Source organism: Streptomyces sp. NPDC026589, assembly GCF_040638385.1.
In the GTDB taxonomy this organism is placed as follows: Bacteria; Actinomycetota; Actinomycetes; order Streptomycetales; family Streptomycetaceae; genus Streptomyces.
This window is the reverse complement of record NZ_JBEZYG010000002.1, coordinates 390,105-413,829: the sequence shown is the minus strand read 5'-3', so window position 1 is coordinate 413,829 and position 23,725 is coordinate 390,105. Positions and strand designations below refer to the sequence as shown.

Sequence of the window (23,725 nt, the reverse complement as noted above, 5' to 3'; positions counted from 1 at the left end):
CGGTCCGGGGGGCGCGCGTGCGGGTCTCGCGGGGCGCGTCCCCCGTGGCGGGCGGGCCTCACCGGGCGGATCTCACCGGGCGGGCTTCACAGTGCGCGTCTTCGGTCCGGACGGTCGGACTTCACGGTGCGCGTCCCTGGGCCCGGATGGTCAGGCTCCGGTGGTGGCGCCCCTCGTGTCTCCGGTGCGGTCGGCGTCGCCGTTCCCCGCTTCGTCGGCGATGCGCTCGTGGTGGCGGATCACCTCGGCGATGATGAAGTTCAGCAGCTTCTCGGCGAACGCCGGGTCCAGGTTGGCGCTCTGCGCGAGCTGCCGGAGCCGGGCGATCTGTCGGGTCTCGCGGGCGGGGTCGGCGGGCGGCAGCCTGTGGTCCGCCTTGAGGCGGCCGACCTGCTGGGTGGCCTTGAACCGCTCGGCCAGCATGTGGACGACGGCGGCGTCGATGTTGTCGATGCTCTCGCGCAGCCGGTTCAGCTCGGCCTGGACGGACGCGTCGATTTCGCTCGTACTCATGGTCAGCGAGCTTAGGGCCCCGCGCCGCCGCCCCCCAATCGCCGGTGGGCGGCGGGTGGTGGACCGCCGCGCTCAGGTGGTGATCGTCGGTGGGTCGTCGGGGTCGGGCACCCGGTCGCTCCAGCCGCCGGGCACGCTGCGGCCCTGCTGTTCGCGGAAGCGGACGGGGGCGGTGCCGACCCGGCGGGCGAAGAGCCGGGAGAAGTAGGCGGGGTCGTCGTAGCCGACGCGGCGGGCCACGGCGGCGACCGGGAGGTCGGTGGCGGCGAGGAGTTCCTTGGCCCGGCCCAGGCGGATGCCCAGCAGGTAGTCCTTGGGGCTGCAGCCGGCGCCGCGCCGTACGGCGGTGCGCAGTTCGGCGGGGGTCATGCCGTGCCGGGCGGCGTGCTCGGCGACGGTGAGCGGCTGGTACGCGTCGCGGGCCAGCGCCTGGAGCACCGGGTCGCCGTCGGGGCCGATGTCGGCGCGGGCGCGGCGCAGGGTGACGAGGAGTTCGTGGACGGCGGCCCCGGTCTCCACCTCCAGGAGGGGGTTGCCGCGCCGGGCGGCGCGCACGATGCGTCCGACAGCCGCGCGGGGGGCGGCGGTGTCGGAGAGGGGGACGAGGGGGCGGTCGGGCTCGATGTAGCCGAGTTCGGTGTACGTGGTGGTGGCGGGGCCGGTGAAGTCGACGAAGCTCTCGTCCCAGCCGGTGCCGGGGTCGGCGCCGTAGTGGTGGCGGGTGCCGGGGGTCAGCCAGATGAGGCTGGGGCCGGTGACGGGGGTGCGGCGGCCGTCGGGGCCCGTGAACCAGCCGGTGCCGGAGTTGACGATCACGGCGACGTGGTGGTCGAGGGTGCGGGGCCCGACGGTGGGCAGCGCCCCGTGCTGGAGTCCGACGCCGAGGCAGACGAGGCCCAGGCGGTGGTGGAGCGGGCTCGGGGTGAAGAAGCGCATCCAGGTGTGGTACATCGCGGTCCTCCCTCTCCCTGCTGGTCCGGGTACCGACCCGGCGGGCCCGGGTACCGACCCGGCTGGCCCGGGTGCCGACCCGGCAGGCCCATGGTGTCCGGTCCCCGCTGGTCCGTTGTGTCCAATCAACAGCGATCTTTGTCCATGGACCGGGTGCGGCGCCAGAGGTGAAGGTGGTCGGACCAATCGACCCGAGGGCCGCCGGGTGCGGCCGAGCACAGGAGCGTACGAGCACCATGACCGACTTCACCGTGGGGGACGACTGCTTCCGGCTCGACGGGAAGCCCGTGCGGCTGCTGTCGGGCGCCCTGCACTACTTCCGCGTGCACGAGGCGCAGTGGGAGCACCGGCTGGCGATGCTCGCCGCGATGGGGCTGAACTGCGTCGAGACGTACGTGCCGTGGAATCTGCACGAGCCCCGGGAGGGCGAGGTCCGGGATGTCGGGGCCCTCGGCCGGTTCCTGGACGCGGCGGGGCGGGCGGGGCTGTGGGCGATCGTGCGGCCGGGTCCGTATATCTGCGCCGAGTGGGAGAACGGCGGCCTTCCGGTGTGGGTGACGGGCCGGTTCGGGCGTCGGGTGCGCACCCGGGACGCGGCGTACCGGGCGGTGGTGGAGCGGTGGTTCCGGGAGCTGCTGCCGCAGGTGGTGCGGCGGCAGGTGGCCCGGGGCGGTCCGGTGATCCTCGTACAGGCGGAGAACGAGTACGGGAGTTACGGCAGCGACGCGGTGTACCTGGGGTGGCTGGCGGGGCTGTTGCGGCAGTGCGGGGTGACGGTTCCCCTGTTCACGTCGGACGGCCCGGAGGACCACATGCTGACCGGTGGTTCGGTGCCGGGGCTTCTCGCGACGGCGAACTTCGGTTCGGGGGCGCGGGAGGGTTTCGAGGTGCTGCGCCGGCATCGGTCGAGGGGCCCGCTGATGTGCATGGAGTTCTGGTGCGGCTGGTTCGACCACTGGGGGGCCGAGCCGGTGCGCCGGGATCCGGGGCAGGCGGCCGGGGCGCTGCGGGAGATCCTGGAGTGCGGGGCGTCGGTGAACATCTACATGGCGCATGGGGGGACGAACTTCGGGGGGTGGGCGGGGGCGAACCGGTCCGGCCCGCATCAGGACGAGTCGTTCCGGCCGACGGTGACGTCGTACGACTACGACGCGCCGGTCGACGAGTACGGGCGGGCCACGGAGAAGTTCCGGCTGTTCCGGGAGGTCCTGGAGGCTTACGCCGAGGGGCCGTTGCCCGCGCTGCCGCCGGAGCCGGTCGGGCTCGCCGGGCCGGTGCGGGTGGAGCTGGCGGAGTGGGCCGGGCTCGGGGATGTCCTGGAGGCGCTGGGCGATCCGGAGACGGAGTCGGGGGTGCCTCCGACGTTCGAGGAGCTGGGCGTGGACCGGGGTCTCGTGCGCTACCGGGTGGCGGTGCCGGGGCCGCGCCAGGCGTATCCGCTGGGGGCCTCGGGGCTACGGGACCGGGCGGTGGTGTACGTGGACGGGGTCCGGGCCGGGGTGCTGACCGAGGAGTCCGGCACGCTGCCCGAGCCGGTGGCGGGCCCGGCGGAGGTCGAGCTGTGGGTGGAGTCGCTGGGCCGGGTCAACTACGGGCCGCGCCTCGGCGAGCCGAAGGGCGTCACGGGTGGGGTGCTGCACGAGCGGCAGTATCTGCACGGCGTACGGGCCCGGGGGCTGCGGCTGGACGCGTTCGAGGCTGCGGACGCATTGACCGGGGTCCCGTTCGGGCCGGTGGAGACCGCCGCCGGGGCGGGTGACGCGGGGCGGACGGGCCTGTTCCGGGGGACGTTCACCATCGGGGGGACCACGGATGCCTCAGGCGCTTCAGCTCCCTCCAGCGGTTCCGCTGCCTCCAGCGCTTCCGGCGCTTCCGGCGCTTCCGGCGCTGCTGGCGCTGCTGGCGCTTCCGGCCCTGCCGGGGTCGATCACGCGGGGCTCGAACTGCCGGGCTGGACGCGCGGGTTCGTCTGGGTCAACGGGTTCTGCCTGGGCCGGTACTGGTCGGCGGGTCCGCAGCGGACCCTGTACGTGCCGGGCCCGGTGCTCCGCGACGGCGCCAACGAGGTGTGGGTCCTGGAGCTGGAGGACGCGGGCGAGCCGTGTGTGGAGCTGGGGCCGGGGGCGCCCGTACAGACGGGCACCCCCGGGGTGGTTCAGCCGTGATCACCCGCGGGGGTGCGGGCGGTCGGGAGCGTCAGAGACCGGCGGCCGCGGAGGCGATGGCGGAGGCGAAGGTCGAGACCTCGGTGTAGACGCCGGGGTAGTTGGGCCGGGCACAGCCCTGGCCGTAGCTGGTGATCCCGACCTGAACCCAGGCTCCGGCGTTGTCCCGGCGGAACATCGGGCCGCCGGAGTCACCCTGGCAGGTGTCGACGCCACCGGTGCTGAGGTAGCCGGCGCAGATTTCCTCACCGGCGACGAAGGAGCTGCCGTAGGCGGAGCGGCAGGCGGTGTCGGAGACGAACGGGACGTCGGCCTTGAGCAGGTAGCGCTGCTGGCTGCCGCCCTCGCGGTTGGCTCCCCAGCCGGCGACGGTGAAGGTGCCCTGGTTGTAGGCGGTGGTGGTGGCGATCTTCAGGGTGGGCAGGTTGATGGGCTGGGCGAGCTTGATGAGCGCCCAGTCCTTGCCGGTGCCGTTGTAGCCGGGCGCCTGGAGGACCTTGGTGGAGCGGACCTTGATGGCGCTCGTCGACTGGAGGTCGACGACGCCGGCGGTGGCGGTGATCGAGGTGTTGTTGCCCGATCCGTTCACGCAGTGGGCGGCGGTGAGGACGATGTCCTTGGCGTAGAGGGCGCCGCCGCAGCCCATGGAGAGCCGGACCATGAAGGGGAACTCGCCCTGGGCGGCGCGGGTTCCGCCGACGATGGGGTTGGGGGCGGCGGAAGCGGTGACGGGCTGGAGGCCGACGACGGCTATGGCGACGGTGGCGACGACGACGGAACATCTCTTCAGGGCACGCAGAAGCTGCTTCACGGAGAGCCTTCTTTCGTGGGGGGTTGCTGTGGGAACCACGACGGGACGACTCCATGACTTAGTCATGAACCCGTCAAGACCATCCGATTATCGGGATGTGGTCACCGCTGCCACAAGGCACACTTTTCGGCCAAGCCCGGTGCGGCGGATTCCCGCGCCCCTCGGGCGGCCCGGCCTACAGTGGAGACCGGCCGCGGGCGGGGGCCTCGGCCGGAGCGGATGGGGGTAGGGACGTGAGCAACGGCAGTCCGGGCGCACCCGTCGTCCACGGCTTTCCGCATCTGGACACGGTCCGGTCCGCGATCACCGCGCTGTACCGGCGGCTCTCACCGGACGGCGTCCACGCCTACGGCACCAGCCTGGTCCCCGCCGACGCCGCCTTCTCCGACGCGGACGATCTCCACCTCGGCGCCCAGCGAGTGGCCCGGGCCCTGGTCCAGCACCTCCATCTGCCCGAGGCCCGCATGATCGTCGGCTTCCGGGCGATGGAGCACGCGGCGAGCGTGGAACTGACCTCCGGCCCCGAGTACTTCATCGAGCTCAACGACCGCTTCCGCACCCACCGCAGGGACATCGGGGCGGCGCTCGCGCACGAGGTCACCCATGTGCTGCTGCACCGGCTCGGCCTGGAGTTCCCCGGCACCCGCGCCAACGAGATCCTGACCGACACGACGACGGCCTACCTCGGCGCGGGCTGGCTGCTGCTGGACGCGTTCCGGGAGGACGCCACGTCCCGCCAGAAGCTCGGCTATCTCACCCCCGAGGAGTTCGGATACGTCCTGGCCAAGCGGGCGTTCACCTTCGGCGAGGACCCCTCCCCGTGGTTCACCAGCCCCCAGGCGTACACCGCGTACACCAAGGGGCGGGAGCGGGCACTGCACGATCTGCGCAGGCCCCCGCTGACCGCCGCGGGCTGGGCGGGCCGCCGCCGCTACGCCAAGGACCGGCGGTACGCCCAGGACCACCCCGGCACGAGCCCGGACCCGAACGTCCCGTACGCCTTCGAGACCGGCGATCGGCAACTGCGCGTCTCCTTCCCCTGCCCCACCTGCCACCAGCGCATCCGGGTCCCCGTCCGGGGCCGGTTCACCGCGCGCTGCGGGCTGTGCCGGACCGCCCTGGAATGCGACACCTGAGCGTCGTTCCGGCCACCGTAGGATCGAAGCATGACGAACGAGCCGATCAGGGACGAACTACACCTGTTCGACGCGCTGTACGAGGACGAGAACGCGGTCGTACGGGCGCTGCGCTCGGGCGCGCCGGCCGAGTCGAGCGACGAGGAGGGCACGACGGCGCTCTATCTGGCGTCGGTGCAGGACCTGCTGGGGGCGGTGCGCCTGCTGCTCGCCGTCGGGGCGGACCCGAACCGGGCGAGCGGCCCGGAGGCGAGCGACCTGCCGCTGTGCGGGGCGGCGTGCGGCGGGCACACCGAGGTGGTGGAGGCGCTGCTGTCCGCCGGGGCCCGGCCGGATCTGCGCGAGGAGTTCGGTTTCACCGCGCTGCGGTGGGCGGTCGGTCTGGGGCACGCCCCGACGGTGGAAGTGCTCCTGGCCGGGGGCGCGGACCCGCTGCTGCCGGGCCCGCAGGGCGAGGCGATGCTGGTGCTGGCGGCGCAGCGCGGATCCCCGCGGACGGTACGGGCGCTGCTCGCGCACGGCGCGGGGGCGGCGGGGCAGGAGTCCGTGGTCGCGCTCGCGCTGGCCGAGGCGCGGCGCGTCGCCGCGCTCGATCCGGAGCTGGAGTTGCGGCGGCGGCTGGAGGAGTCGTACGGCTCCGGCATCGAGACGGCGACGCTCCGGGACCGCAGGGAAGGCGAGGAGACGTTGGCGGTGGAGCTGCTCAGGGACGGGGTGCCTGCGGCGGGCATGGACCAGCACATGGGCCACGGGGAGATCGCGGCCCTGCTGGGCGGGCCGTCGTAGCCGCTACCGGGCTGCCGGCCGGCCGCGCTCCCAGACCTCACGGGTGAGCACGTACTCGACCTCGCCGTGCTCGGAGCCCTCGATGGCCTCCGGCCAGTCCTCGGTGTACGCCCGCAGGAAGGTCAGCCCGGTCTTCTCCATCACGCGCCGGGATCCGGTGTTGACGGCCATGGTGTTGGCGGTGACCCGCTGGACCCCGAGGTCGGTGAACCCCTTGTCGACCAGGGCCCGCGCGCCCTCGGTGGCGTAACCCCGGCCCCAGGCGGCCCGGTTCAGCCGGTATCCGAGTTCGGCGACGGCGGGGTCGTGGTCGTCCAGCGGCCGGAGCTCGAACCAGCCCAGAAAGGCCCCGGTGTCCTTCTCCCGCGCGACCCAGAAGCCGCGGGTTCCGGTGCACGGGTGGTCGTGGAGGAGCCTCGGCAGGGTCCGGTCCCTGATGTCCTCGGCGCTCGTCGGCCGGCCGCCGTTGATGTACCGCATGACAGCGGGGTCGTTGTCGAGGGCGAGCAGGTCGGGAACGTCGGCGTGCGCGACCGGGCGCAGGACGAGCCGGTCGGTCTCCAGGAAGGTGCGCATACGGCGATCCTCCCCGCCGGCGGCCGGGCCGCGCCACCCGATAGGTGCGGGGGTCAGCGGTCCGGGCCGGGGCCCTGGCCCCGGCCCTGGATCAGGAACGTCAGCCCTTCCGGGCTGCGCAGCCGCACGACGCGGCGGGCGCCTTCTCCGGCGAGGGTGACGAGGTCCGGCCCGTGGATGAGGGCCCGGCGGATCACCGCGTCCGGATCGTCCACGGCGAGGGCCAGTTCCCACTGGGGCGCGGAGCCGGTGGTGGTGCCGGTCACGGCGGGGCCTGCTTCCCGGAAGACCGCCCGGCCGAGGGGCGTGCCCGTCGTCCTGGCGTAGAACTCCCGGGCCCGCTCGGGGTCTTCGCAGGCCAGGACCGCGTGGTGGGGCGTGCCGTCGGCGGTGGCCGAGGCCGGCCACCCGGCGAACCCCCGCGGCCGCCAGAGGGAGAGGACGGCGCCCACCGGGTCGATCAGTGTGGCGATCCTGCCCTGGTCCCCCGCGTCGAACGGCGGGACGACGACCTGCGCCCCGTTCGCCACCGCCAGAGCCGTACGGTGGTCCGCGTCGTCGACCGCGAGGTAGTAGGCGATGTGCGGCGGCGTACCGGGCGGGTAGACCGGCTGGGCGAGATCGCTCACCCCGCCGATCCGCTCGCCCCCGGCGGAGATCTTGACGGCCCGCCGCCAGTCCTCTTCGTCCACGGCGAACTCCCAACCCAGTACCGAGGAGAAGAAGACGGCGGTGCCGGACGGGTCGCGGGTCTTGAGGTCCATCCAGCAGAACTCGTTCATCGGGCCGTGCCGCGTCATCGTGTGCTCCTCCGGTGTCCCGTGCTGGATACCGGGCGCCCGCACGGCTGCGCAAGCGGGTTTCCCGTGGCGTACCCGGTCGGCGGGCGCGACGCCGGGGTGCGTGAGCCGTACGCGGTCGGTGGGCGCGAAGCCGAGGTACGCGCCCCGCACATGATCGACGGGGCGCGACGCCAAGGTACGCGACCCTCACACGAGCGACGCGGGCGCCGTCCCGGGGCACGGGGAACCCCGGCATGACCGGCAGGGAGCCCCCGACCCGGCATGACCGGCAGGGCACCCCTCAGGACGCCCCGTAGACCCGCCCCGGCTCCTCCGCGTCCGCCAGCAGTCGGCGCACCGCTTCCCCCGCCTCGGCCGGGGACCTGCGCGCGCCCCGGTCGTCGGTGGGGCCCGGGCGCCAGCCCTCCATGACGGTGATGCGGCCCGCCTCGGCCTCGAAGACGCGGCCCGTCACCCCCTCGCTCGCGGCGGAGCCGAGCCAGACGACGAGGGGGGAGACGTTCGCGGGGGCCATGGCGTCGAACTCCCCCGCCCCCGGGGCCGCCATCGTCTCGGCGAAGGTCCGCTCGGTCATCCGGGTCCGGGCGGCCGGGGCGAGGGCGTTGACGTGGACCCCGTACCGGCCCAGCTCGGCCGCCGCGACCAGGGTCAGGGCCACGATTCCGGCCTTGGCCGCAGCGTAGTTGCCCTGTCCGACGCTGCCGAGGAGTCCGGCGCCGGAGCTGGTGTTGATCACCCGGGCGACCGGCGCCCGGCCGGCCTTCGCTTCGGTCCGCCAGTGGGCGGCGGCGTGCTTGAGGGGCAGGAAGTGGCCCCTGAGGTGGACCCGCATCACCGCGTCCCAGTCGTCCTCGTCCAGGTTGACGAGCATCCGGTCGCGCAGGAAGCCCGCGTTGTTGACCAGGGTGTCGAGGCGGCCGAAGGCGTCCACGGCGGTCATGACCAGGGAGGCGGCGCCCTCGGCCGTGGCGATGTCGCCGGCGTGGACGACGGCTTCGCCGCCCGCCGCCACGATCTCGTCGACGACCTCCCGGGCCGGGCCGACGGATCCCCCGTCCCCGTCGGGTCCGACGCCGAGGTCGTTGACGACGACGCGCGCCCCTTCGGCGGCGAAGGCCAGGGCGTGGGCCCGGCCGAGCCCCCGCCCGGCGCCCGTGACGGCGACGACCCGGTCCGCGCAGAGTCCGGCACGGCGTGCGATGGATGCGGTCATCTCATCTCCCCATGATCGACGGCCGGTTGACGGCCGACAGCCTGTTGGCGGCCAGTTGGCGACCGGTGGACGGCCGGTTGGCGCGCCGGGGCGGGACTGCTACCGTCCACCTAACAAATGTTTGGTGGAAAGGTAGCTGATCCTCCGATGAGTGTCTCCACCGCCTGCCCCTCGGACGGCGTCCGCGTCGTCACCGTGGACCATCCGCCCGTCAACGCGCTTCCCGTACAAGGCTGGTACGACCTGGCGGACGCCGTCCGGGCGGCGGGCCGCGACCCCGGGGTCCGGTGCGTCGTCCTGGCCGCCGCCGGGCGCGGCTTCAACGCGGGCGTCGACATCAAGGAATTGCAGCGCGATACGGGGTACGAGGCCCTGATCGGCGCCAACCGCGGCTGCGCCGAGGCGTTCGCCGCGGTGTACGCCTGCGAGGTCCCGGTCGTCGCGGCGGTGCAGGGGTTCTGCCTGGGCGGCGGGATCGGACTCGTCGGGAACGCCGACGCGATCGTCGCGAGCGAGGACGCGGTCTTCGGCCTGCCGGAGCTGGACCGGGGGGCGCTCGGCGCCGCGACCCACCTGGCCCGGCTGGTCCCGCAGCACCTGATGCGCACGCTGTACTACACCTCCCGCACCGTCACCGCGGCCGAGCTGCTCGCCCACGGTTCGGTCTGGCGGGTGGTCCCGGCGCTTGAACTGATGGAGGCCGCGCTGGATTTGGCGGCCGAGATCGCCACCAAGGACGGTCATCTGCTGCGGCTCGCGAAAGCCGCACTGAACGGCATCGACCCCGTCGACGTACAGCACAGCTACCGCTTCGAGCAGGGTTTCACCTTCGAGGCGAACCTCGCCGGGACCGCCTCCCGGGTCCGCGACACCTTCGGCAAGGAGGCCTGAACCGTGACCACTCCCCCTCATCCGCGCGACAAGAGGATGACACCCGAGGAGGTCGTCGACCGGCTGAGCAGCGGCATGACGATCGGGATCGGCGGCTGGGGGTCGCGCCGCAAGCCGATGGCCCTGGTCAGGGCGCTGCTCCGGTCGCCCGTCACCGATCTCACGGTGATCTCCTACGGCGGCCCGGACGTGGGACTGCTGTCCGCGGCGGGCCGGATCGCCCGTCTGGTCACGGCGTTCGTGACGCTCGACTCCATCCCGCTGGAGCCGCACTACCGAGCGGCCCGGCAGCGCGGCGCGTTCGCGTTGACGGAGATCGACGAGGCGATGTTCATGTGGGGACTGCACGCGGCGGCGAACCGGCTGCCCTTCCTGCCGGTTCGCGCGGGCATCGGTTCGGACGTGATGCGGGTCAACCCCGGGCTGCGCACGGTGACTTCACCGTACGAGGACGGCGAGGAGTTCGTGGCGGCGCCGGCCCTGCGGATGGACGCGGCGCTGGTCCACCTCAACCGGGCGGACCAGCTCGGCAACGGCCAGTACCTGGGCCCCGACCCGTACTTCGACGACCTGTTCTGCGAAGCGGCGGACGCCGCGTACGTCTCCTGCGAACGCATCGTGAGTACGAGGGAGTTGACCGAGAACTCCATCGCCCCGCAGACCCTCCTCGTCCAACGGCACTCGGTCACCGGTGTGGTGGAGACGCCGGGCGGGGCGCACTTCACGTCCTGCGCACCCGACCACCCGCGTGACGAGCCGTTCCAGAAAGCGTACGCGGCCGCTGCGGCGGACCCGGCGGCCTGGGCGGAGTTCGCCGCCCGCTTCCTGCCGCCGGACGGCGACGAGAAGGGCTACCGACAGGCGGTCCGCACCTGGCACGAGGAGCAGAAGTGAACGCGTCCACGACCGGAAGCATCACCCGTGCCGAGTACTGCGTGATCGCTTGCGCGGAGGCATGGCGGGGCGACGGTGAGATCCTGGCCAGCCCGATGGGCGCCGTGCCGTCGGCCGGGGCGCGGTTGGCCCGGCTGACCTTCGCCCCCGACCTGCTGCTCACGGACGGCGAGGCGACGCTCGTCGGCCCGGACGGTGAGGCGGAGGGCTGGCTGCCCTACCGCAGGCACCTGGCCCTGGTGACCGGCGGGCGGCGGCACGTGATGATGGGAGCGAGCCAGATCGACCGCTTCGGCAACCAGAACATCTCCTGCGTCGGCGACTGGGAACAGCCCTCCCGCCAGCTGCTCGGGGTCCGTGGCGCACCCGTCAACACGCTGAACAACCCGGTGAGTTACTGGATCCCCCGGCACTCCCCCCGGGTCTTCGTCGAACGCGTCGACATGATCTGCGGGGTCGGCCACGACAGCGCGAGGGCGGCGGGCCCCTCCGCCACCCGCTTCCACCGCATCCCCCGGGTCGTCAGCGATCTCGGGGTCTTCGACTTCGCGACGCCCGACCGTTCGATGCGCCTGGCCTCGGTCCACCCCGGCGTCACGGTGGACCAGGTCCGGGAAGCGACGGGTTTCGCGCTCACGGTCCCGGACGGCGTCCCGGACACCCGCGACCCCTCCCCCACCGAACTCGCCCTGATCCGCGAGGTCGTCGACCCGGCCGGCACCCGGGACCGGGAGGTCCGGTCCTGATGCGCACCGCCCTGACCGACCTCGTCGGCGTCCGGCACCCGATCGTGCAGACCGGGATGGGCTGGGTGGCGGGCCCCCGCCTGGTCACCGCGACCGCGCGGGCCGGGGCGCTCGGCATCCTCGCGTCGGCGACCATGTCACCGGACGAGCTGCGTTCGGCCGTACGGGAGGTGAAGTCCCGGACCGACGCGCCGTTCGGGGTGAATCTACGGGCGGACGCGGGGGACGCCCGGGAGCGGGTCCGGATCATGGTCGAGGAGGGCGTGCGGGTGGCGTCGTTCGCGCTCGCCCCGTCGAGGGAGCTGATCGCGGAGCTCAGGGACGCGGGCGTGGTCGTCGTTCCGTCAGTGGGGGCCCGGCGGCACGCGGAGAAGGTCGCGGCGTGGGGCGCGGACGCGGTGATCGTGCAGGGCGGCGAGGGTGGCGGCCACACCGGCGAGGTCGCCACCACGGTGCTGCTGCCGCAGGTCGTCGACGCGGTGGACATCCCGGTGGTGGCGGCGGGCGGTTTCCACGACGGCCGGGGCCTGGTGGCGGCGCTGGCGTACGGGGCGGCGGGCGTCGCGATGGGCACCCGGTTCCTGCTGACCTCGGACTCGACGGTCCCGGGCGCGGTGAAGGCCCGCTATCTGGCGGCGACCGCCAAGGACATCACCCTGACGAGGGCGGTGGACGGCCTCCCCCACCGGATGCTCCGTACGGAGATGGTGGCGGAGTTGGAGGGTGCGGGCCGGCTGAGCTCCCTGTACCGGGCTCTGCGCCGGGCGTCCGGCTTCCGTCGGATCTCCGGCCTGAGCTGGCCGGGCATGGTCCGCGACGGCCTGGCGATGCGGCACGGCAAGGAGCTGAGCTGGAGCCAGGTGCTGCTGGCGGCGAACACCCCGATGCTGCTGAGGGCGTCCATGGTCGACGGCCGCACGGACCTCGGCATCATGGCCTCGGGCCAGGTCGCGGCCCTGATCGAGGACCTGCCGAGTGTGGCGGAGCTGGTGGACCGGATCGTGGCCGAGGCGGAGACGGCCCTCGCGACCCTGGGCACCGAATTCGGCCCGGCCGGCGCGTGAAGGCAGGCCCGGCCCCGCATCGGGCCGAGGCCCGAGGCCGGGCTCTCGGCCGATGCCAACGGCTGGGCGGCCGCATCCCGCCTGTCCGCGACACCCAGCCCGTCCGGCGATTGAGGACACGACCCCGGCCACATCGGCCCGAGACTGATCCCTCGGCCTACACCAACGACCGGGCGGCCGCACCCAGCCCGTCCGGCGCTTGAGGACAAAGCCCCGGGGCCCGGGGCTTTCGGGGCTCTGCCCCGGACCCCGGTCTTCAATCGCCGGACGGCTGGAAACGATGGGCCCTACGCGGCCCGGCGCCCCCGCGCAGGCGCGCCGGAGCGGCCTGCGCCACGGGACTCGCCGCCCGATCGCGCCCCGCCCCCGGAGCGCGCCGCCCCGCCCGAGCGCGCCGCGCCGCCGCCGGCACCGCCGGCCCCGGCGCCCGTACCGGCCCCGCGCCGCCCACGCCCGCGGCTCCCGGAGCGCACCGCTCCCCCGCCGGAGCCGGTGCCGGAACCGCCCGACCGGGTCCGCTGCTTCGGCGGCGTCGGCTGCGGCACCTCGATCACGATCGCGACGCCCGAGGGCTCGCGGGCCCCCGTGATCCGGCCCAGCTCCGCGTCGCTGGAGGTGACCCGCGTGGTGCGCGGCGCGATGCCGGCGTCCTGCATCAGCCGGGTCATCTCGCGCTTCTCCTCGGGCAGCACCAGCGTGACGACGCTGCCGGACTCCCCGGCGCGCGCCGTGCGCCCACCGCGGTGGAGGTAGTCCTTGTGGTCGGTCGGCGGGTCCACGTTGACGACCAGGTCGAGGTCGTCGACGTGGATGCCGCGGGCCGCGACGTTCGTCGCGACGAGCGCGGTGACCTGCCCGTTCTTGAACTGGTCGAGCGTCCGGTTGCGCTGCGGCTGCGAGCGCCCTCCGTGCAGGGCGGCGGCCCGTACACCGCTGGCGAGCAGCCGCTTGGCGAAGCGGTCGGCGGCACGCTTGGTGTCGACGAACATGATCACCCGGCCCTCACGGGCGGCGATCTTCGTGGCGACGGCCTTCTTGTCGGTCTCGTCCAGGACGTGGAGGACGTGGTGCTCCATCGTGGTGACCGCGCCTGCGGACGGGTCGACGGAGTGCACGACCGGGTCGGTGAGGAACATCTTCACGAGCCGGTCGATGTTCTTGTCGAGGGTCGCGGAGAACAGCATCCGCTGTCCGTCCGTCTCGACCTGCTTGAGCAGGGCGACGACCTGCGGCATGAAGCCCATGTCGGCCATCTGGTCGGCCTCGTCGAGGACGGTGATGGAGACCTCGTCCAGGCGGCAGTCGCCGCGCTCGATGAGGTCCTTGAGCCGGCCCGGGGTGGCGACGAGCACTTCGGCGCCGCGCCGCAGGGTGGCGGACTGCTTGGTGATCGACATGCCGCCGACGACGGTGGCCATCCGCAGGTTCACGGCGGTCGCGTACGGGGTCAGCGCGTCGGTGACCTGCTGGGCCAGCTCGCGCGTCGGCACGAGGACCATGGCGAGCGGGGCGCGCGGCTCGCTGCGGCGTCCGGCGGTGCGGGCCAGCAGCGCCAGGCCGAAGGCGAGCGTCTTGCCGGAGCCGGTGCGCCCGCGGCCGAGGATGTCGCGGCCCGCCAGCGAGTTCGGCAGGGTCGCGCCCTGGATCGGGAACGGCTCGGTGACGCCCTGCGCGGTGAGGGTCTTCAGCAGCCCGGCGGGCATGTCCAGGTCCGCGAAGGCGTCCACGGACGGCAGTGCGGGCGTCACCATCTCCGGCAGGGCGAACTCGCCCTGCGGCGGGGTGGCGCGGCGGCGGGCCGGGGGCTTGGAGCCGCCCTGGGCCTTGGAGCGGGGTGCGCCGCCCCGGCCGTTCGCGGGAGCCTGGGCGCCGGTGCCCTGGCCGCGGCCTCGGCCACGGGCCGGTCGCGAGCGGGGGGTGCGGTCCTGGCGTTCGGAGCTGGTCATACGGAATTGCCCTCCTGGGGGATTCCTGGGCAACTGCCGAGTGGGATTACTGCGATGTGCCGGCCCGACCGTCTGTGATGCGCCCCCAGGATGTGCGCACGAAACGGGTTTTTTCTCGGACAGCACAAACCGGGGCCCGCACCTTCACGGTGCGGGCCCCGGTCAGCGAGGTACGCGTCCGGCAATTAGGCCGGGACGATGTTCTCCGCCTGCGGGCCCTTCTGGCCCTGCGTGACGTCGAAGGAGACCTTCTGGCCCTCCTGGAGCTCACGGAAGCCCTGGGTGGCGATGTTGGAGTAGTGGGCGAAGACGTCGGCGCCGCCGCCGTCCTGCTCGATGAAGCCGAAGCCCTTTTCCGAGTTGAACCACTTCACGGTTCCAGTAGCCATGTCATTCTCCTAAAAGAGGTGCAGTGCCGAGAATCCGCACTTTACGGATTCCAAGTCGCCGCATTGAGCCCCACCCGGAGAAAGCCGGAAAACAATAAAGCGCCTGAGGAAGCATTCCCGTCAGGCGCACATAAAGTTCATGGGTACCAAAACTGCAACGGGAAACACCCTAGCACGTCCTCTCCTCCGGCGGCGGAGCGCGCCGCGCCGCCGGAGGGAAAGCTTGGCTGACCAGAGGGTGTACGGGCGGGGCGCCGGGGCCCACGGGCGGGCCTGGGGCCGGGTTCTCAGAGCCGCTCGACGATGGTGACGTTGGCCTGTCCGCCGCCTTCGCACATCGTCTGGAGCCCGTAGCGGCCGCCGGTGCGTTCCAGTTCGTGCAGCAGGGTCGTCATCAGCCGGGCCCCGGTCGCGCCGAGCGGGTGGCCCAGCGCGATGGCTCCGCCGTTGACGTTGACCCGCTCGGGGTCGGCACCGGTCTCTTTCAGCCAGGCGAGGACGACCGGGGCGAACGCCTCGTTGATCTCGACGAGGTCGATGGTGTCGAGGGTGAGGCCGGCCTTCTTCAGGGCGTACGCGGTGGCCGGGATCGGGGCCGAGAGCATGCGGATGGGGTCCTCGCCCCGTACGGACAGGTGGTGGACCCGGGCTCGCGGGGTGAGCCCGTGTTCGGCGACGGCCCGCTCCGAGGCGATGAGCAGGGCCGCGGCCCCGTCGGAGACCTGGGAGGAGCAGGCCGCGGTGATGGTGCCGCCCTCCACGACAGGTCGCAGACCGGCCATTTTCTCCAGGGTGGTGTCCCGGCGCGGCCCCTCGTCCGCGGTGACGTCCCCGTACGCGACGGTCTCGCGGGCGAAGCGGCCCTCGTCGATGGCGCGGATCGCGCGGTGGTGGGAGGTGAGGGCGAACTCCTCCATGTCCCGGCGGCTGATGTCCCACTTCTCGGCGATCAGCTGGGCGCCGTGGAACTGGTTGACGGGGGCGTCGCCGTACCGGGCGCGCCAGCCCTCGCTGCCGGCGTACGGGCCCTGGGTGAGGCCGAGGGGTTCGGCGGCCTGCCGGGAGGCGAAGGCGATGGGGATCTGGGTCATGTTCTGGGTGCCGCCCGCGACGACGAGGTCCTGGGTGCCGGAGAGGACGCCCTGGGCCGCGAAGTGGAGGGCCTGCTGGGAGGAGCCGCACTGCCGGTCGATGGTGACGCCGGGGACCTCCTCGGGGAGTCCGGCGGCGAGCCATGACGTCCGGGCGATGTCGCCGGCCTGCGGTCCGACGGTGTCGAGGCAGCCGAAGACGACGTCCTCGACGGCCGCCGGGTCGACTCCGGAGCGGGCGATCAGCTCCTTCAGCACCTGCGCGCCGAGGTCGGCGGGGTGGACGGCCCCGAGACCGCCTCCGCGCCGCCCGACGGGGGTGCGTACCGCTTCGACGATGTAGGCCTCGGCCATGGCTGCTGCTCCTCGGTGCGCTCGGATGGACCGGTTCTCCGGTTACGTACGCAGGGCGATTCCGTCGAGCACCATCGAGAGGTACTGACGGGCGATCTCCTCGGGACTGTGGTGTCCGCCGGGCCGGTACCAGGAGGCCGCGACCCAGACGGTGTCGCGGACGAAGCGGTAGGTGAGGCGGATGTCGAGGTCGTCGCGGAAGGCGCCTTCGGCGACGCCGCGTTCCAGGGTGCCGAGCCAGGCCTTCTCGAACTTCGTCTGCGAGTCGACGAGGTAGGCGAAGCGCGGCTGGGTGGCGAGGTGCTTGGACTCCTTCTGGTAGATCGCGACGGCGGGGCGGTGCCGGTCGATCTCCCGGAAGGACTCGGTGACCAGGGCCTCGATGGTCTCGCGGGGGCCGCGGCCGGCCTCCAGGACCGTGTCGTAGCCCTGCCAGAGCTCGTCGAGGAAGGTGGAGAGGATCTCGTCGATCATCGATTCCTTGGAATCGAAGTGGTAGTAGAGGCTGCCCGCGAGCATCCCGGCCTCGTCCGCGATCCGGCGGACGGTGGTGGCGTTGTATCCCTGGGCGGCGAAGACCTCGGCGGCGGTGGCGAGCAGTTCACGGCGTCGCTCCGGCGTGGGGGTCACCTGGGGCTTCTTCTTGGTAGGCACCCGGCCATTGTCCGCCCGCGGCAGGCGTGTTCACGCATGCTGGCTGCTGACGGGGACGACCTCGCCGGTCATGTACGAGGAGTAGCCGCTGGCGAGGAAGACGATCACGTTGGCGACCTCCCAGGGTTCGGCGTACCGGCCGAAGGCCTCCTTCTCGGTGAGTTCGGCGAGGAGTTCGGCGGAGGTGACCTTGGCCAGGTGGGGGTGCATGGCGAGGCTGGGGGCGACGGCGTTGACGCGTACGCCGTAGCCGGCGGCCTCGACGGCGGCGCAGCGGGTGAGTGCCATGACGCCGGCTTTGGCGGCGGCGTAGTGGGCCTGGCCGCGCTGGGCGCGCCAGCCGACGACGGAGGCGTTGTTGACGAGGACTCCGCCGGTGCCGGCGGCCTTGAGAGAGCGCAGGGCGGCCCGGGTGCAGCGGAAGGTGCCGTTCAGGGTGACGTCGAGGATCCTCGTCCACTGTTCGTCGGTCATCTCGGTGAGTTCGGCGGTGCCGCCGAGACCCGCGTTGTTGACGACGATGTCGAGGCCGCCGTGGGCGCGTTCGGCGTGTGCGAAGAGGGCCCCGACCTGGTCCTCGTCGGTGACGTCGCAGGTCAGGTGGGTGACGCGGTCGGTGCCAAACTCGTCGGCGAGGGCGTGTGCGCTCTCCTTCAGCCGGCGGGCGTGGGCGTCGCCGATCACGACGCGGGCGCCCTCCTCCAGGAAGCGGCGGGCGGTCGCGCCGCCGATCCCGGCTCCGGCGGCGGCGGTGACGACGGCGGTGCGGCCGGCCAGCAGTCCGTGTCCCGGCACGTACGGCGGTGTGTCCATGGCCCGGTCCCCCGACTTCTCGACGGTCTGTGGGCCGTACGTTAACCTACCAAACACTTGTTAGGGAACACTCTCGGCGACGGCGACGGTGCCGACCGGACGGAAGGCGGGCGCTTCATGGATCTGGCGCAGACGGCACGGACAGCAGCCCTGCGGGCCGAGGCCCGGGCCTGGCTCCGGGACCACGTACCGTCCCGGCCGCTGCCCTCCCTGGAGACCGAGGAGGGGTTCGCCGCGCACCGGGAGTGGGAGGCGCTGCTGGGCACCGGCCGGTGGTCGGCGGTCTCCTGGCCGAAGGAGTACGGGGGCCGGGGCGCGGATCTCTTCGGCTGGCTGGCGTTCGAGGAGGAGTACTGGGCGGCGGGCGCACCGGGCCGGGTCTCGCAGAACGGGATCAGTCTCCTCGCCCCGACCCTCCTCGCCCACGGCACGGCCGAGCAGCGGGCCCGCGTACTGCCCCCCATGGCGAGCGGCGAGGTCATCTGGGCGCAGGCCTGGTCGGAGCCGGAGGCCGGGTCGGACCTGGCGGCGCTGCGGTCGCGGGCGGTGCGCACGGACGGCGGCTGGCTGCTGTCGGGGCAGAAGACCTGGTCCTCGCGGGCGGCGTTCGCGGACCGGGCCTTCGGTATCTTCCGTACGGACCCGGGGGCCGCGAAACCGCACCAGGGCCTCACGTATCTGATGTTCGGGCTGCGGGACCCCGGAGTCACGGTCCGCCCCATCGGGCGGCTGGACGGGAAGCCCGCGTTCGCCGAGATCTTCCTCGACGAGGTCTTCGTACCGGACGCGGACGTCATCGGGGAGCCGGGGCGGGGCTGGCGCATCGCCATGTCGGCCACCGGCGACGAGCGCGGTCTCACCCTCCGCTCCCCCGGCCGTTTCCTGGCCGCAGCCGACCGTTTGCGGGCCTTGTGGCGGGAGGCGGGCGACCCGGCGGACACGGCGCTGCGGGACCGGGTGGCGGACGCGGTGATCGGGGCGCGGGCGTATCAGCTGTTCACCGCCGCCTCCGCGGCCCGGTTCGCGGCGGGGGCCTCGCTGGGGCCCGAGTCCAGCCTGAACAAGGTGTTCTGGTCGACGTACGACATCGCGCTGCACGAGACGGCGCTCGATCTGCTGGGCCCGGACGCGGAGCTTGCGGACACGGCGTGGGCGGAGGGGTACGTCTTCGCGCTCGCGGGCCCCGTGTACGCCGGGACCAACGAGATCCAGCGGGACATCATCGCCGAGCGGCTGCTCGGCCTGCCGAAGGGACGGCGCTGATGCGTTTCCTCCTCGACGACGAGCAGCGGGAGTTCGCCCGGTCGCTGGACGCGATGCTCAACGCGGCCGGCACACCGTCGGTCCTGCGGGCGTGGGCCGCCGGGGACCACAAGCCGGGGCGGGCCCTGTGGGGGCGGCTCGCGGACGCGGGAGTGTTCGCGCTCGCGGTCCCGGAGGCGTACGGGGGTCTCGGGCCGCTCCCCGTGGAGCTGGCCGTCGCCTGCGTCGAGCTGGGGCGGCACGCGGTGCCCGGACCGGTGGCGGAGACCCTGGCGGCCGGGGTGCTGCTGAGCGGGGCGGGCGGGCCCGCGGCCGAGGAGTGGCTGCCCCGGATCGCCTCCGGCGGCGCGGTCGTCTCGCTGCGGCTGGCGGGGCACGGGCCGTACGCCCTGGACGCGGACGCGGCGGACGCGGTGTTCACGGTGGACGGCGACGAACTGCGGCTCGCGCCGGGGCCCGGGGAGCCGTCGGCGTCGGCGGATCCGGCACGGCGGCTGTTCCGGCCGGAGGCGGGCGGCACGGTGGCGGCAGCCGGTCCCGGGGTGCGCGAGGCCGCGCGGGCGGCGGGCGACCTGGCGGCGTTCGCCACGGCCGCCCTGGCGCTGGGCTGCGGGGAGGAGCTGCTGCGGGCGACCGTGGCGTACGCGAAGCAGCGCACCCAGTTCGGGGTGCCCGTCGGGTCCTTCCAGGCGGTCAAGCATCGCCTCGCGGACACCCTGCTCGGCCTGGAGTTCGCGCGCCCGCTGCTGTACGGGGCGGCGGTGGAGCTGGCGGGCGGATCGGCCGGGGCGGGGGCGGCGGTCGCGGCGGCGAAGGCGGCGGCGGGCGAGGCGGGGTACGCGGCGGCCCGCACCGCGCTCCAGTCGCACGGCGCGGTCGGCTACACCGAGGAGCTGGACCTCGCGTGGTGGCTGCGCCGGGCCCGGCCGCTGCGGGACGCCTGGGGAACGCCGTCCGCCTGCCGGGCCCGGGTGCTGGCGGGCTGAAACCCGTCCGCCTGCCGGGCCCGGCCCGTGCGCCGCCCCGGTTCAGGACACGTCGGTCGGCGGGGTGTCGTCGCCGGTGCGGCGCACGGTGCGCAGCGGCTGCCCGGGACGCCAGGACCGGATGACCAGCGCCTCTCCGTCGAGCCCGATGCGGACCACCTCCGCCAGCTCGGCCCGGAAGAGGTGGAACGGCTCCGGCGGGGTCGCCTCCTCGATGAAGCGGGCGATCATCCGCGGGTCGGTGACCTCCACGGCCCGGCCGCTGACGCGGACGTCCCCGTCGTTCAGTTCGGCGTCGGGCCCGGGGTTGGCCTGGAGCGCGAAGCGCGGATCGCGTCGCAGGTCCAGGGCCTTGCGGGAGTTCGGCATCATGCCGAGCAGCAGCTCACCGAAGCGGAAGTCGGCCTCCAGACCGCTGACCCGGGGTGAGCCGTCCTTCCGCAGGGTGGCCAGGACGTGGTGCTTGTAGAGCCGGAAGCGGCGCTGCACGGTGTCGGCGAACTCGGGTGCGGCGGCGGCGAAGCCGTCCCAGGAGACAGGCGTGTGCGAAGGCGATGAAGACGTCATGGATGCCATGGAACACCGGATACCCGACAGCTCCTGTCCGTATTTGCGCGCGACAGGCGGACGAATTCCGGCGAACCGAACGCCTTCACCTCCTCCACGGCCTCCCCGCCTCGCCGTCTCGCCGCTTCAGGCGTGGTTCTCCGGAGCCGGCCGGGTGAGCCTCAGCATGACCTCGTCGTACTCCTCGTCGACGCGGCGGCTCTCCTCCACGAAGCCCATCCGGGCGTAGAAGCTCCGGGCCCCCGTGTTCTTCTCGTACACCTCCAGGGTCAACGCCCCGTGCAGCGCCGCCGCGTGTTCGACCAGGCGGCGGCCCACCCCGGTGCCCTGTGCTTCCGGGGCCACGAAGAGGCCGCCGATCTCGGTGTCCAGGAGCCCCAGGAGAGCCACCACACGGCCGTCCGTCTCGGCGACCCAGTTCTCGGCGTGGACGAGATAGACCTCGCGCATCTTGCGGGCGCGCTCGCCCTCGCCCTCGCCGGGGATGAAGGGGTGGGCCAGGCTGCCGGCACGGGACCAGACGTCCACCGCCGCGTTCTCGTCAGCAGCGGCATAGCGGCGGATCACGGCGGTTTCGGATGCGTTTTCGGGCATGCGCGCGACCGTATCCCGCGGCCGGGCGATCGGCAGCCGAGTTTCCCGCGCACGAAAGGCCCTGGGGTCCGCCGGGCACCGGCCGGTCACGCGTCCGAGAAGGTGATCAGCACCGCCTGGCCCATCGTCCGCAGGACCCCGGGCGACGCCCCGGCCGCCAGCACCGCGTCGTAGCGGTCCAGCCGGACGCCCCCGCCCTCCAGCTCCGCGCCGTCGTCCAGGGAGACGGCCAGCACCGCGCCGCCCTCCGGAGGCAGCAGGCGGACCGTGCCGCAGACGACGGCGGTCTCCGCCCGCGTACGGGCCCTGCGGTACATGACGTTGAGATTGACGACGGGGCCGCCCAGCAGGAAGCCCTCGGTGGGCAGGTCGCCGGGGAAGCCGTGCGGCCACAGCGGCTCGTCGACGATGTGGTGCTCGCCGCCGACGACGAGGTCCATGCCCGCGCCCTCGACCACGGTCAGCACGCGCTCCACGCCCGGGAAGGCGGAGAACGGCCCGTCGGCGGTGACGTCCGCCAGGCTCACCCGCCAGTCGAAGGCGTCCGTCCCGGCGCCCTCGGGGCCGGTGGCGATCTCGCGGACGGTCCCGCCGCCGTTCTTCCACGGGACGGACGTACGGTCGGCGGCGCGCAGGATCCGTACCGTCATCGGACGACCCCCTGTTCCCGGGCGGCGGCCAGCCAGAGCGGGAACTCGGCGACGAGCCGGTCGTACAGCTCGGAGTCCGGGACCTCCCGGGGGTCCTCGCCGGCGTGGAAGTACCCGGCGTTGTCGACGGCCCGCTTCGCGGGGACGGCCAGCTCGTCGAGCTTGCGGAGGAAGTCGAACTGGCTGCTGCGGGTGTTGCCGAAGCCGATGAACTGCCAGAACAGGGGCAGCTTCGCGGCCTTGCAGAGATAGCGCTCGGCGGCGAGCTTGTTGACCGGCCCGCCGTCCGTCTGGAACACGACCAGGGCGGGCTCGGTGGAGCCGCTGTCGAGGTAGTGGTCGATGACCGCGTCCATCGCCAGGTGGTAGCTGGTCTTCCCCATGTGCCCGAGGCCCGACCGGATCTCGTCGATCCGGCCGCGGTGGTTGGCGAGGGCGATGTCGGTGACCGCGTCGACGTCGGTGGAGAAGAAGACGACCGGTACCGTGCCGTCGTCGTCGAGGTTGGCCGACAGGCCCAGCACCCGGTCGGCCAGCGCCTGGACGCTGCCGTCGTTGTAGTACGGCTTCATCGAGCCGGAGTGGTCGAGGACGAGGTAGACGGCAGCGCGGTGACCGTCCAGTCCGTGTTTCTCCAGCGAGATCCCGGCGCTCGTGTAGTGGCCGACCAGGGCCGGAGCCGTCTCCCGGACCTTGGTGAGGCTGATGGCCGGGCCCGTGCCCACAGCCGTGTTCGCACCCTGCATGACGGCCCCCCGTTCGGTGCTCCGCGTACCTTGAGCGTAGGCCACCGCCGGGCCCCGGGCACACGGCCCACCGCACCGGTTCGCTATCTTGATCGCCGCCGCCCCCACCGGCCCCCGTTGCACATCCCCAGTGAAGGAGCCGGCCATGGAGGCCGCCGCCACCGCGTGTTACCGCCATCCGTCCTACGAGACGTATGTCCGCTGCACCCGTTGCGACCGCTACATCTGTCCGGACTGCATGCGGGAGGCGGCCGTAGGGCACCACTGCGTGGAGTGCGTGAAGGAGGGGCAGCGCTCGGTGCGCCAGGCACGTACGGTCTTCGGCGGTGCGGTGTCCCGGGCGACGGCGCCGATCGTGACGTACGTCCTGATGGCGCTCAACGTCCTGGTCTACATCGGCGAGGTGGTCAGGCCGGAGATCGTGGACCGGTTCGCGGTGCTCGGGGCGGCGCTCACGGGGCCGGACGGCGAGCAGTACTACTACCGGGGTGACACCTATCCCGGGTACGAGCTGACGGGCATCGCGGACGGGGAGTGGTACCGGCTGGTGACCGGGGCCTTCCTGCACCTTCCGCCGGACGCCTCGTTCGGGGTGATGCACCTGGTGTTCAACATGTTCGCGCTGTGGAACATCGGCCGGGCGGTGGAGGGCCAGCTGGGGCGGGCCCGCTATCTGGCGCTGTATCTGCTGTCGGCGGTGGGCGGTTCGGTCCTGGTGTATCTGCTGGCCCCGGACACCTCGACGGTCGGCGCCTCCGGCGCGGTCTTCGGGCTGGCCGCCGCGTACTGGGTCATCCACCGGCGGCTCGGCCGTGACATGGCGGCCGTCAACCGTTTCATGGCCGGATTCCTGCTCTGGATGCTGATCTCGGCCGCGTTCACGTCGTGGCAGGGGCACCTGGGCGGGCTGCTGACCGGGGCACTGGTGACGTACGGGCTCGCCTTCGCACCGGCGAAGCTGCGGGTGTGGCCGGTCCAGCTCGCGGGCGGGCTGGTGCTGGCGGGCCTGTTCGCGGTGGCGGTGGTACTGAAGACCTCGGCTCTGACGGGCGGCTGAGGCCGGTCGGCGCTGAGGCCGGTCGGCGCTGAGGCCGGTCGGCGCTGAGGCCGGTCGGCGCTGAGG

25 protein-coding genes are annotated in these 23,725 nt (G+C 73.2%); 10 read left to right on the top strand and 15 right to left on the bottom strand.

The genetic code is table 11. From position 1 onward, the window contains the following. Positions 1 to 150: 150 nt before the first annotated feature. Entirely contained in the window at positions 151 to 513 is a 363-nt protein-coding gene (locus tag AB0F29_RS04865; protein ID WP_018957565.1) for a chorismate mutase, read from the bottom strand. Positions 514 to 585: 72 nt separating this feature from the next. Beyond that, the gene (locus AB0F29_RS04860) at positions 586 to 1,464 is read right to left on the bottom strand and encodes an AraC family transcriptional regulator (protein ID WP_361867469.1); all 879 of its coding nucleotides are present in this window, start codon (positions 1,462 to 1,464) and stop codon (positions 586 to 588) included. Between the two features lie 236 nt (positions 1,465 to 1,700). Between AB0F29_RS04860 and AB0F29_RS04855 the strand changes: the two genes are divergently transcribed. Further along, complete coding sequence (locus tag AB0F29_RS04855; protein ID WP_361867467.1) at positions 1,701 to 3,629, top strand: beta-galactosidase family protein; 1,929 nt, start codon at positions 1,701 to 1,703, stop codon at positions 3,627 to 3,629. Between the two features lie 31 nt (positions 3,630 to 3,660). On the opposite strand, the gene AB0F29_RS04850 is transcribed toward AB0F29_RS04855, so the two are convergent. Continuing rightward, positions 3,661 to 4,440, bottom strand: coding sequence for a serine protease (locus tag AB0F29_RS04850; RefSeq protein ID WP_329154197.1), 780 nt, complete (start codon positions 4,438 to 4,440; stop codon positions 3,661 to 3,663). 233 nt (positions 4,441 to 4,673) lie between these two features. Between AB0F29_RS04850 and AB0F29_RS04845 the strand changes: the two genes are divergently transcribed. Then, positions 4,674 to 5,576, top strand: a complete 903-nt coding sequence (locus AB0F29_RS04845) for a hypothetical protein (protein ID WP_361867466.1) — start codon at positions 4,674 to 4,676, stop codon at positions 5,574 to 5,576. Between the two features lie 30 nt (positions 5,577 to 5,606). Further along, positions 5,607 to 6,362 (top strand): ankyrin repeat domain-containing protein, encoded by a 756-nt coding sequence (locus AB0F29_RS04840; protein ID WP_361867464.1) that lies wholly within the window; start codon positions 5,607 to 5,609, stop codon positions 6,360 to 6,362. A gap of 3 nt (positions 6,363 to 6,365) precedes the next feature. Here AB0F29_RS04840 and AB0F29_RS04835 read toward each other — a convergent pair whose 3' ends face one another. The 3 genes from AB0F29_RS04835 to AB0F29_RS04825 form a co-directional block, all read right to left on the bottom strand. Continuing rightward, positions 6,366 to 6,938, bottom strand: coding sequence for a GNAT family N-acetyltransferase (locus AB0F29_RS04835; protein ID WP_361867462.1), 573 nt, complete (start codon positions 6,936 to 6,938; stop codon positions 6,366 to 6,368). Between the two features lie 53 nt (positions 6,939 to 6,991). Beyond that, positions 6,992 to 7,738 carry a VOC family protein gene (locus AB0F29_RS04830; RefSeq protein WP_361867784.1) on the bottom strand — a complete coding sequence of 249 codons (747 nt, stop codon included), beginning with the start codon at positions 7,736 to 7,738 and terminating at the stop codon, positions 6,992 to 6,994. Positions 7,739 to 8,021: 283 nt separating this feature from the next. After that, positions 8,022 to 8,954: an SDR family oxidoreductase gene (locus AB0F29_RS04825; protein WP_361867460.1), complete on the bottom strand. Its 933-nt coding sequence runs from the start codon at positions 8,952 to 8,954 to the stop codon at positions 8,022 to 8,024. Positions 8,955 to 9,101: 147 nt separating this feature from the next. Here AB0F29_RS04825 and AB0F29_RS04820 point away from each other — a divergent pair, with 147 nt between their 5' ends. Genes AB0F29_RS04820 through AB0F29_RS04805 form a run of 4 tightly spaced genes read left to right on the top strand, consistent with a single transcriptional unit; the run spans position 9,102 to position 12,549 of the window. Further along, positions 9,102 to 9,845, top strand: a complete 744-nt coding sequence (locus AB0F29_RS04820) for an enoyl-CoA hydratase family protein (RefSeq protein WP_361867458.1) — start codon at positions 9,102 to 9,104, stop codon at positions 9,843 to 9,845. 3 nt (positions 9,846 to 9,848) lie between these two features. After that, entirely contained in the window at positions 9,849 to 10,739 is an 891-nt protein-coding gene (locus AB0F29_RS04815; protein ID WP_361867457.1) for a CoA-transferase, read from the top strand. Further along, a complete protein-coding gene (locus AB0F29_RS04810; RefSeq protein ID WP_361867455.1) occupies positions 10,736 to 11,485 on the top strand; it encodes a CoA-transferase in 750 nt (249 codons plus the stop codon). The genes AB0F29_RS04815 and AB0F29_RS04810 overlap by 4 nt, the downstream gene beginning before the upstream one ends. Then, a complete protein-coding gene (locus tag AB0F29_RS04805; RefSeq protein ID WP_361867453.1) occupies positions 11,485 to 12,549 on the top strand; it encodes a nitronate monooxygenase in 1,065 nt (354 codons plus the stop codon). Before AB0F29_RS04810 ends, AB0F29_RS04805 begins: the two co-directional genes overlap by 1 nt. A gap of 287 nt (positions 12,550 to 12,836) precedes the next feature. Here the strand turns inward: AB0F29_RS04805 and AB0F29_RS04800 are convergent, their stop codons facing one another. The 5 genes from AB0F29_RS04800 to AB0F29_RS04780 form a co-directional block, all read right to left on the bottom strand. Then, positions 12,837 to 14,495, bottom strand: a complete 1,659-nt coding sequence (locus tag AB0F29_RS04800; protein ID WP_361867451.1) for a DEAD/DEAH box helicase — start codon at positions 14,493 to 14,495, stop codon at positions 12,837 to 12,839. A 185-nt stretch (positions 14,496 to 14,680) separates the two neighbouring features. Next, positions 14,681 to 14,884 (bottom strand): cold-shock protein, encoded by a 204-nt coding sequence (locus tag AB0F29_RS04795; RefSeq protein ID WP_015607926.1) that lies wholly within the window; start codon positions 14,882 to 14,884, stop codon positions 14,681 to 14,683. A 287-nt stretch (positions 14,885 to 15,171) separates the two neighbouring features. Then, positions 15,172 to 16,329, bottom strand: a complete 1,158-nt coding sequence (locus AB0F29_RS04790; protein ID WP_361867449.1) for an acetyl-CoA C-acetyltransferase — start codon at positions 16,327 to 16,329, stop codon at positions 15,172 to 15,174. A gap of 42 nt (positions 16,330 to 16,371) precedes the next feature. Then, positions 16,372 to 16,983: a TetR/AcrR family transcriptional regulator gene (locus AB0F29_RS04785; protein ID WP_361867447.1), complete on the bottom strand. Its 612-nt coding sequence runs from the start codon at positions 16,981 to 16,983 to the stop codon at positions 16,372 to 16,374. Positions 16,984 to 17,013: 30 nt separating this feature from the next. Then, positions 17,014 to 17,796, bottom strand: coding sequence for an SDR family oxidoreductase (locus tag AB0F29_RS04780; protein WP_361867445.1), 783 nt, complete (start codon positions 17,794 to 17,796; stop codon positions 17,014 to 17,016). 117 nt (positions 17,797 to 17,913) lie between these two features. Here AB0F29_RS04780 and AB0F29_RS04775 point away from each other — a divergent pair, with 117 nt between their 5' ends. Further along, on the top strand, positions 17,914 to 19,059 hold the full coding sequence (locus tag AB0F29_RS04775) for an acyl-CoA dehydrogenase family protein (RefSeq protein ID WP_361867443.1): 1,146 nt from the start codon (positions 17,914 to 17,916) through the stop codon (positions 19,057 to 19,059). After that, entirely contained in the window at positions 19,059 to 20,045 is a 987-nt protein-coding gene (locus AB0F29_RS04770) for an acyl-CoA dehydrogenase family protein (protein ID WP_361867442.1), read from the top strand. Before AB0F29_RS04775 ends, AB0F29_RS04770 begins: the two co-directional genes overlap by 1 nt. Before the next feature lie 42 nt (positions 20,046 to 20,087). Here AB0F29_RS04770 and AB0F29_RS04765 read toward each other — a convergent pair whose 3' ends face one another. From AB0F29_RS04765 to AB0F29_RS04750, 4 genes are all read right to left on the bottom strand, one after another. Next, positions 20,088 to 20,621, bottom strand: a complete 534-nt coding sequence (locus AB0F29_RS04765; RefSeq protein ID WP_361867440.1) for a pyridoxamine 5'-phosphate oxidase family protein — start codon at positions 20,619 to 20,621, stop codon at positions 20,088 to 20,090. Between the two features lie 117 nt (positions 20,622 to 20,738). Continuing rightward, on the bottom strand, positions 20,739 to 21,206 hold the full coding sequence (locus AB0F29_RS04760) for a GNAT family N-acetyltransferase (RefSeq protein ID WP_361867438.1): 468 nt from the start codon (positions 21,204 to 21,206) through the stop codon (positions 20,739 to 20,741). Positions 21,207 to 21,292: 86 nt separating this feature from the next. After that, the gene (locus tag AB0F29_RS04755; RefSeq protein WP_361867436.1) at positions 21,293 to 21,856 is read right to left on the bottom strand and encodes a HutD family protein; all 564 of its coding nucleotides are present in this window, start codon (positions 21,854 to 21,856) and stop codon (positions 21,293 to 21,295) included. Then, positions 21,853 to 22,602: a VWA domain-containing protein gene (locus tag AB0F29_RS04750; RefSeq protein WP_361867434.1), complete on the bottom strand. Its 750-nt coding sequence runs from the start codon at positions 22,600 to 22,602 to the stop codon at positions 21,853 to 21,855. The genes AB0F29_RS04755 and AB0F29_RS04750 overlap by 4 nt, the downstream gene beginning before the upstream one ends. Positions 22,603 to 22,747: 145 nt before the next feature. Here AB0F29_RS04750 and AB0F29_RS04745 point away from each other — a divergent pair, with 145 nt between their 5' ends. Next, positions 22,748 to 23,659, top strand: coding sequence for a rhomboid family intramembrane serine protease (locus AB0F29_RS04745; protein WP_361867433.1), 912 nt, complete (start codon positions 22,748 to 22,750; stop codon positions 23,657 to 23,659). Positions 23,660 to 23,725 lie beyond the last annotated feature (66 nt).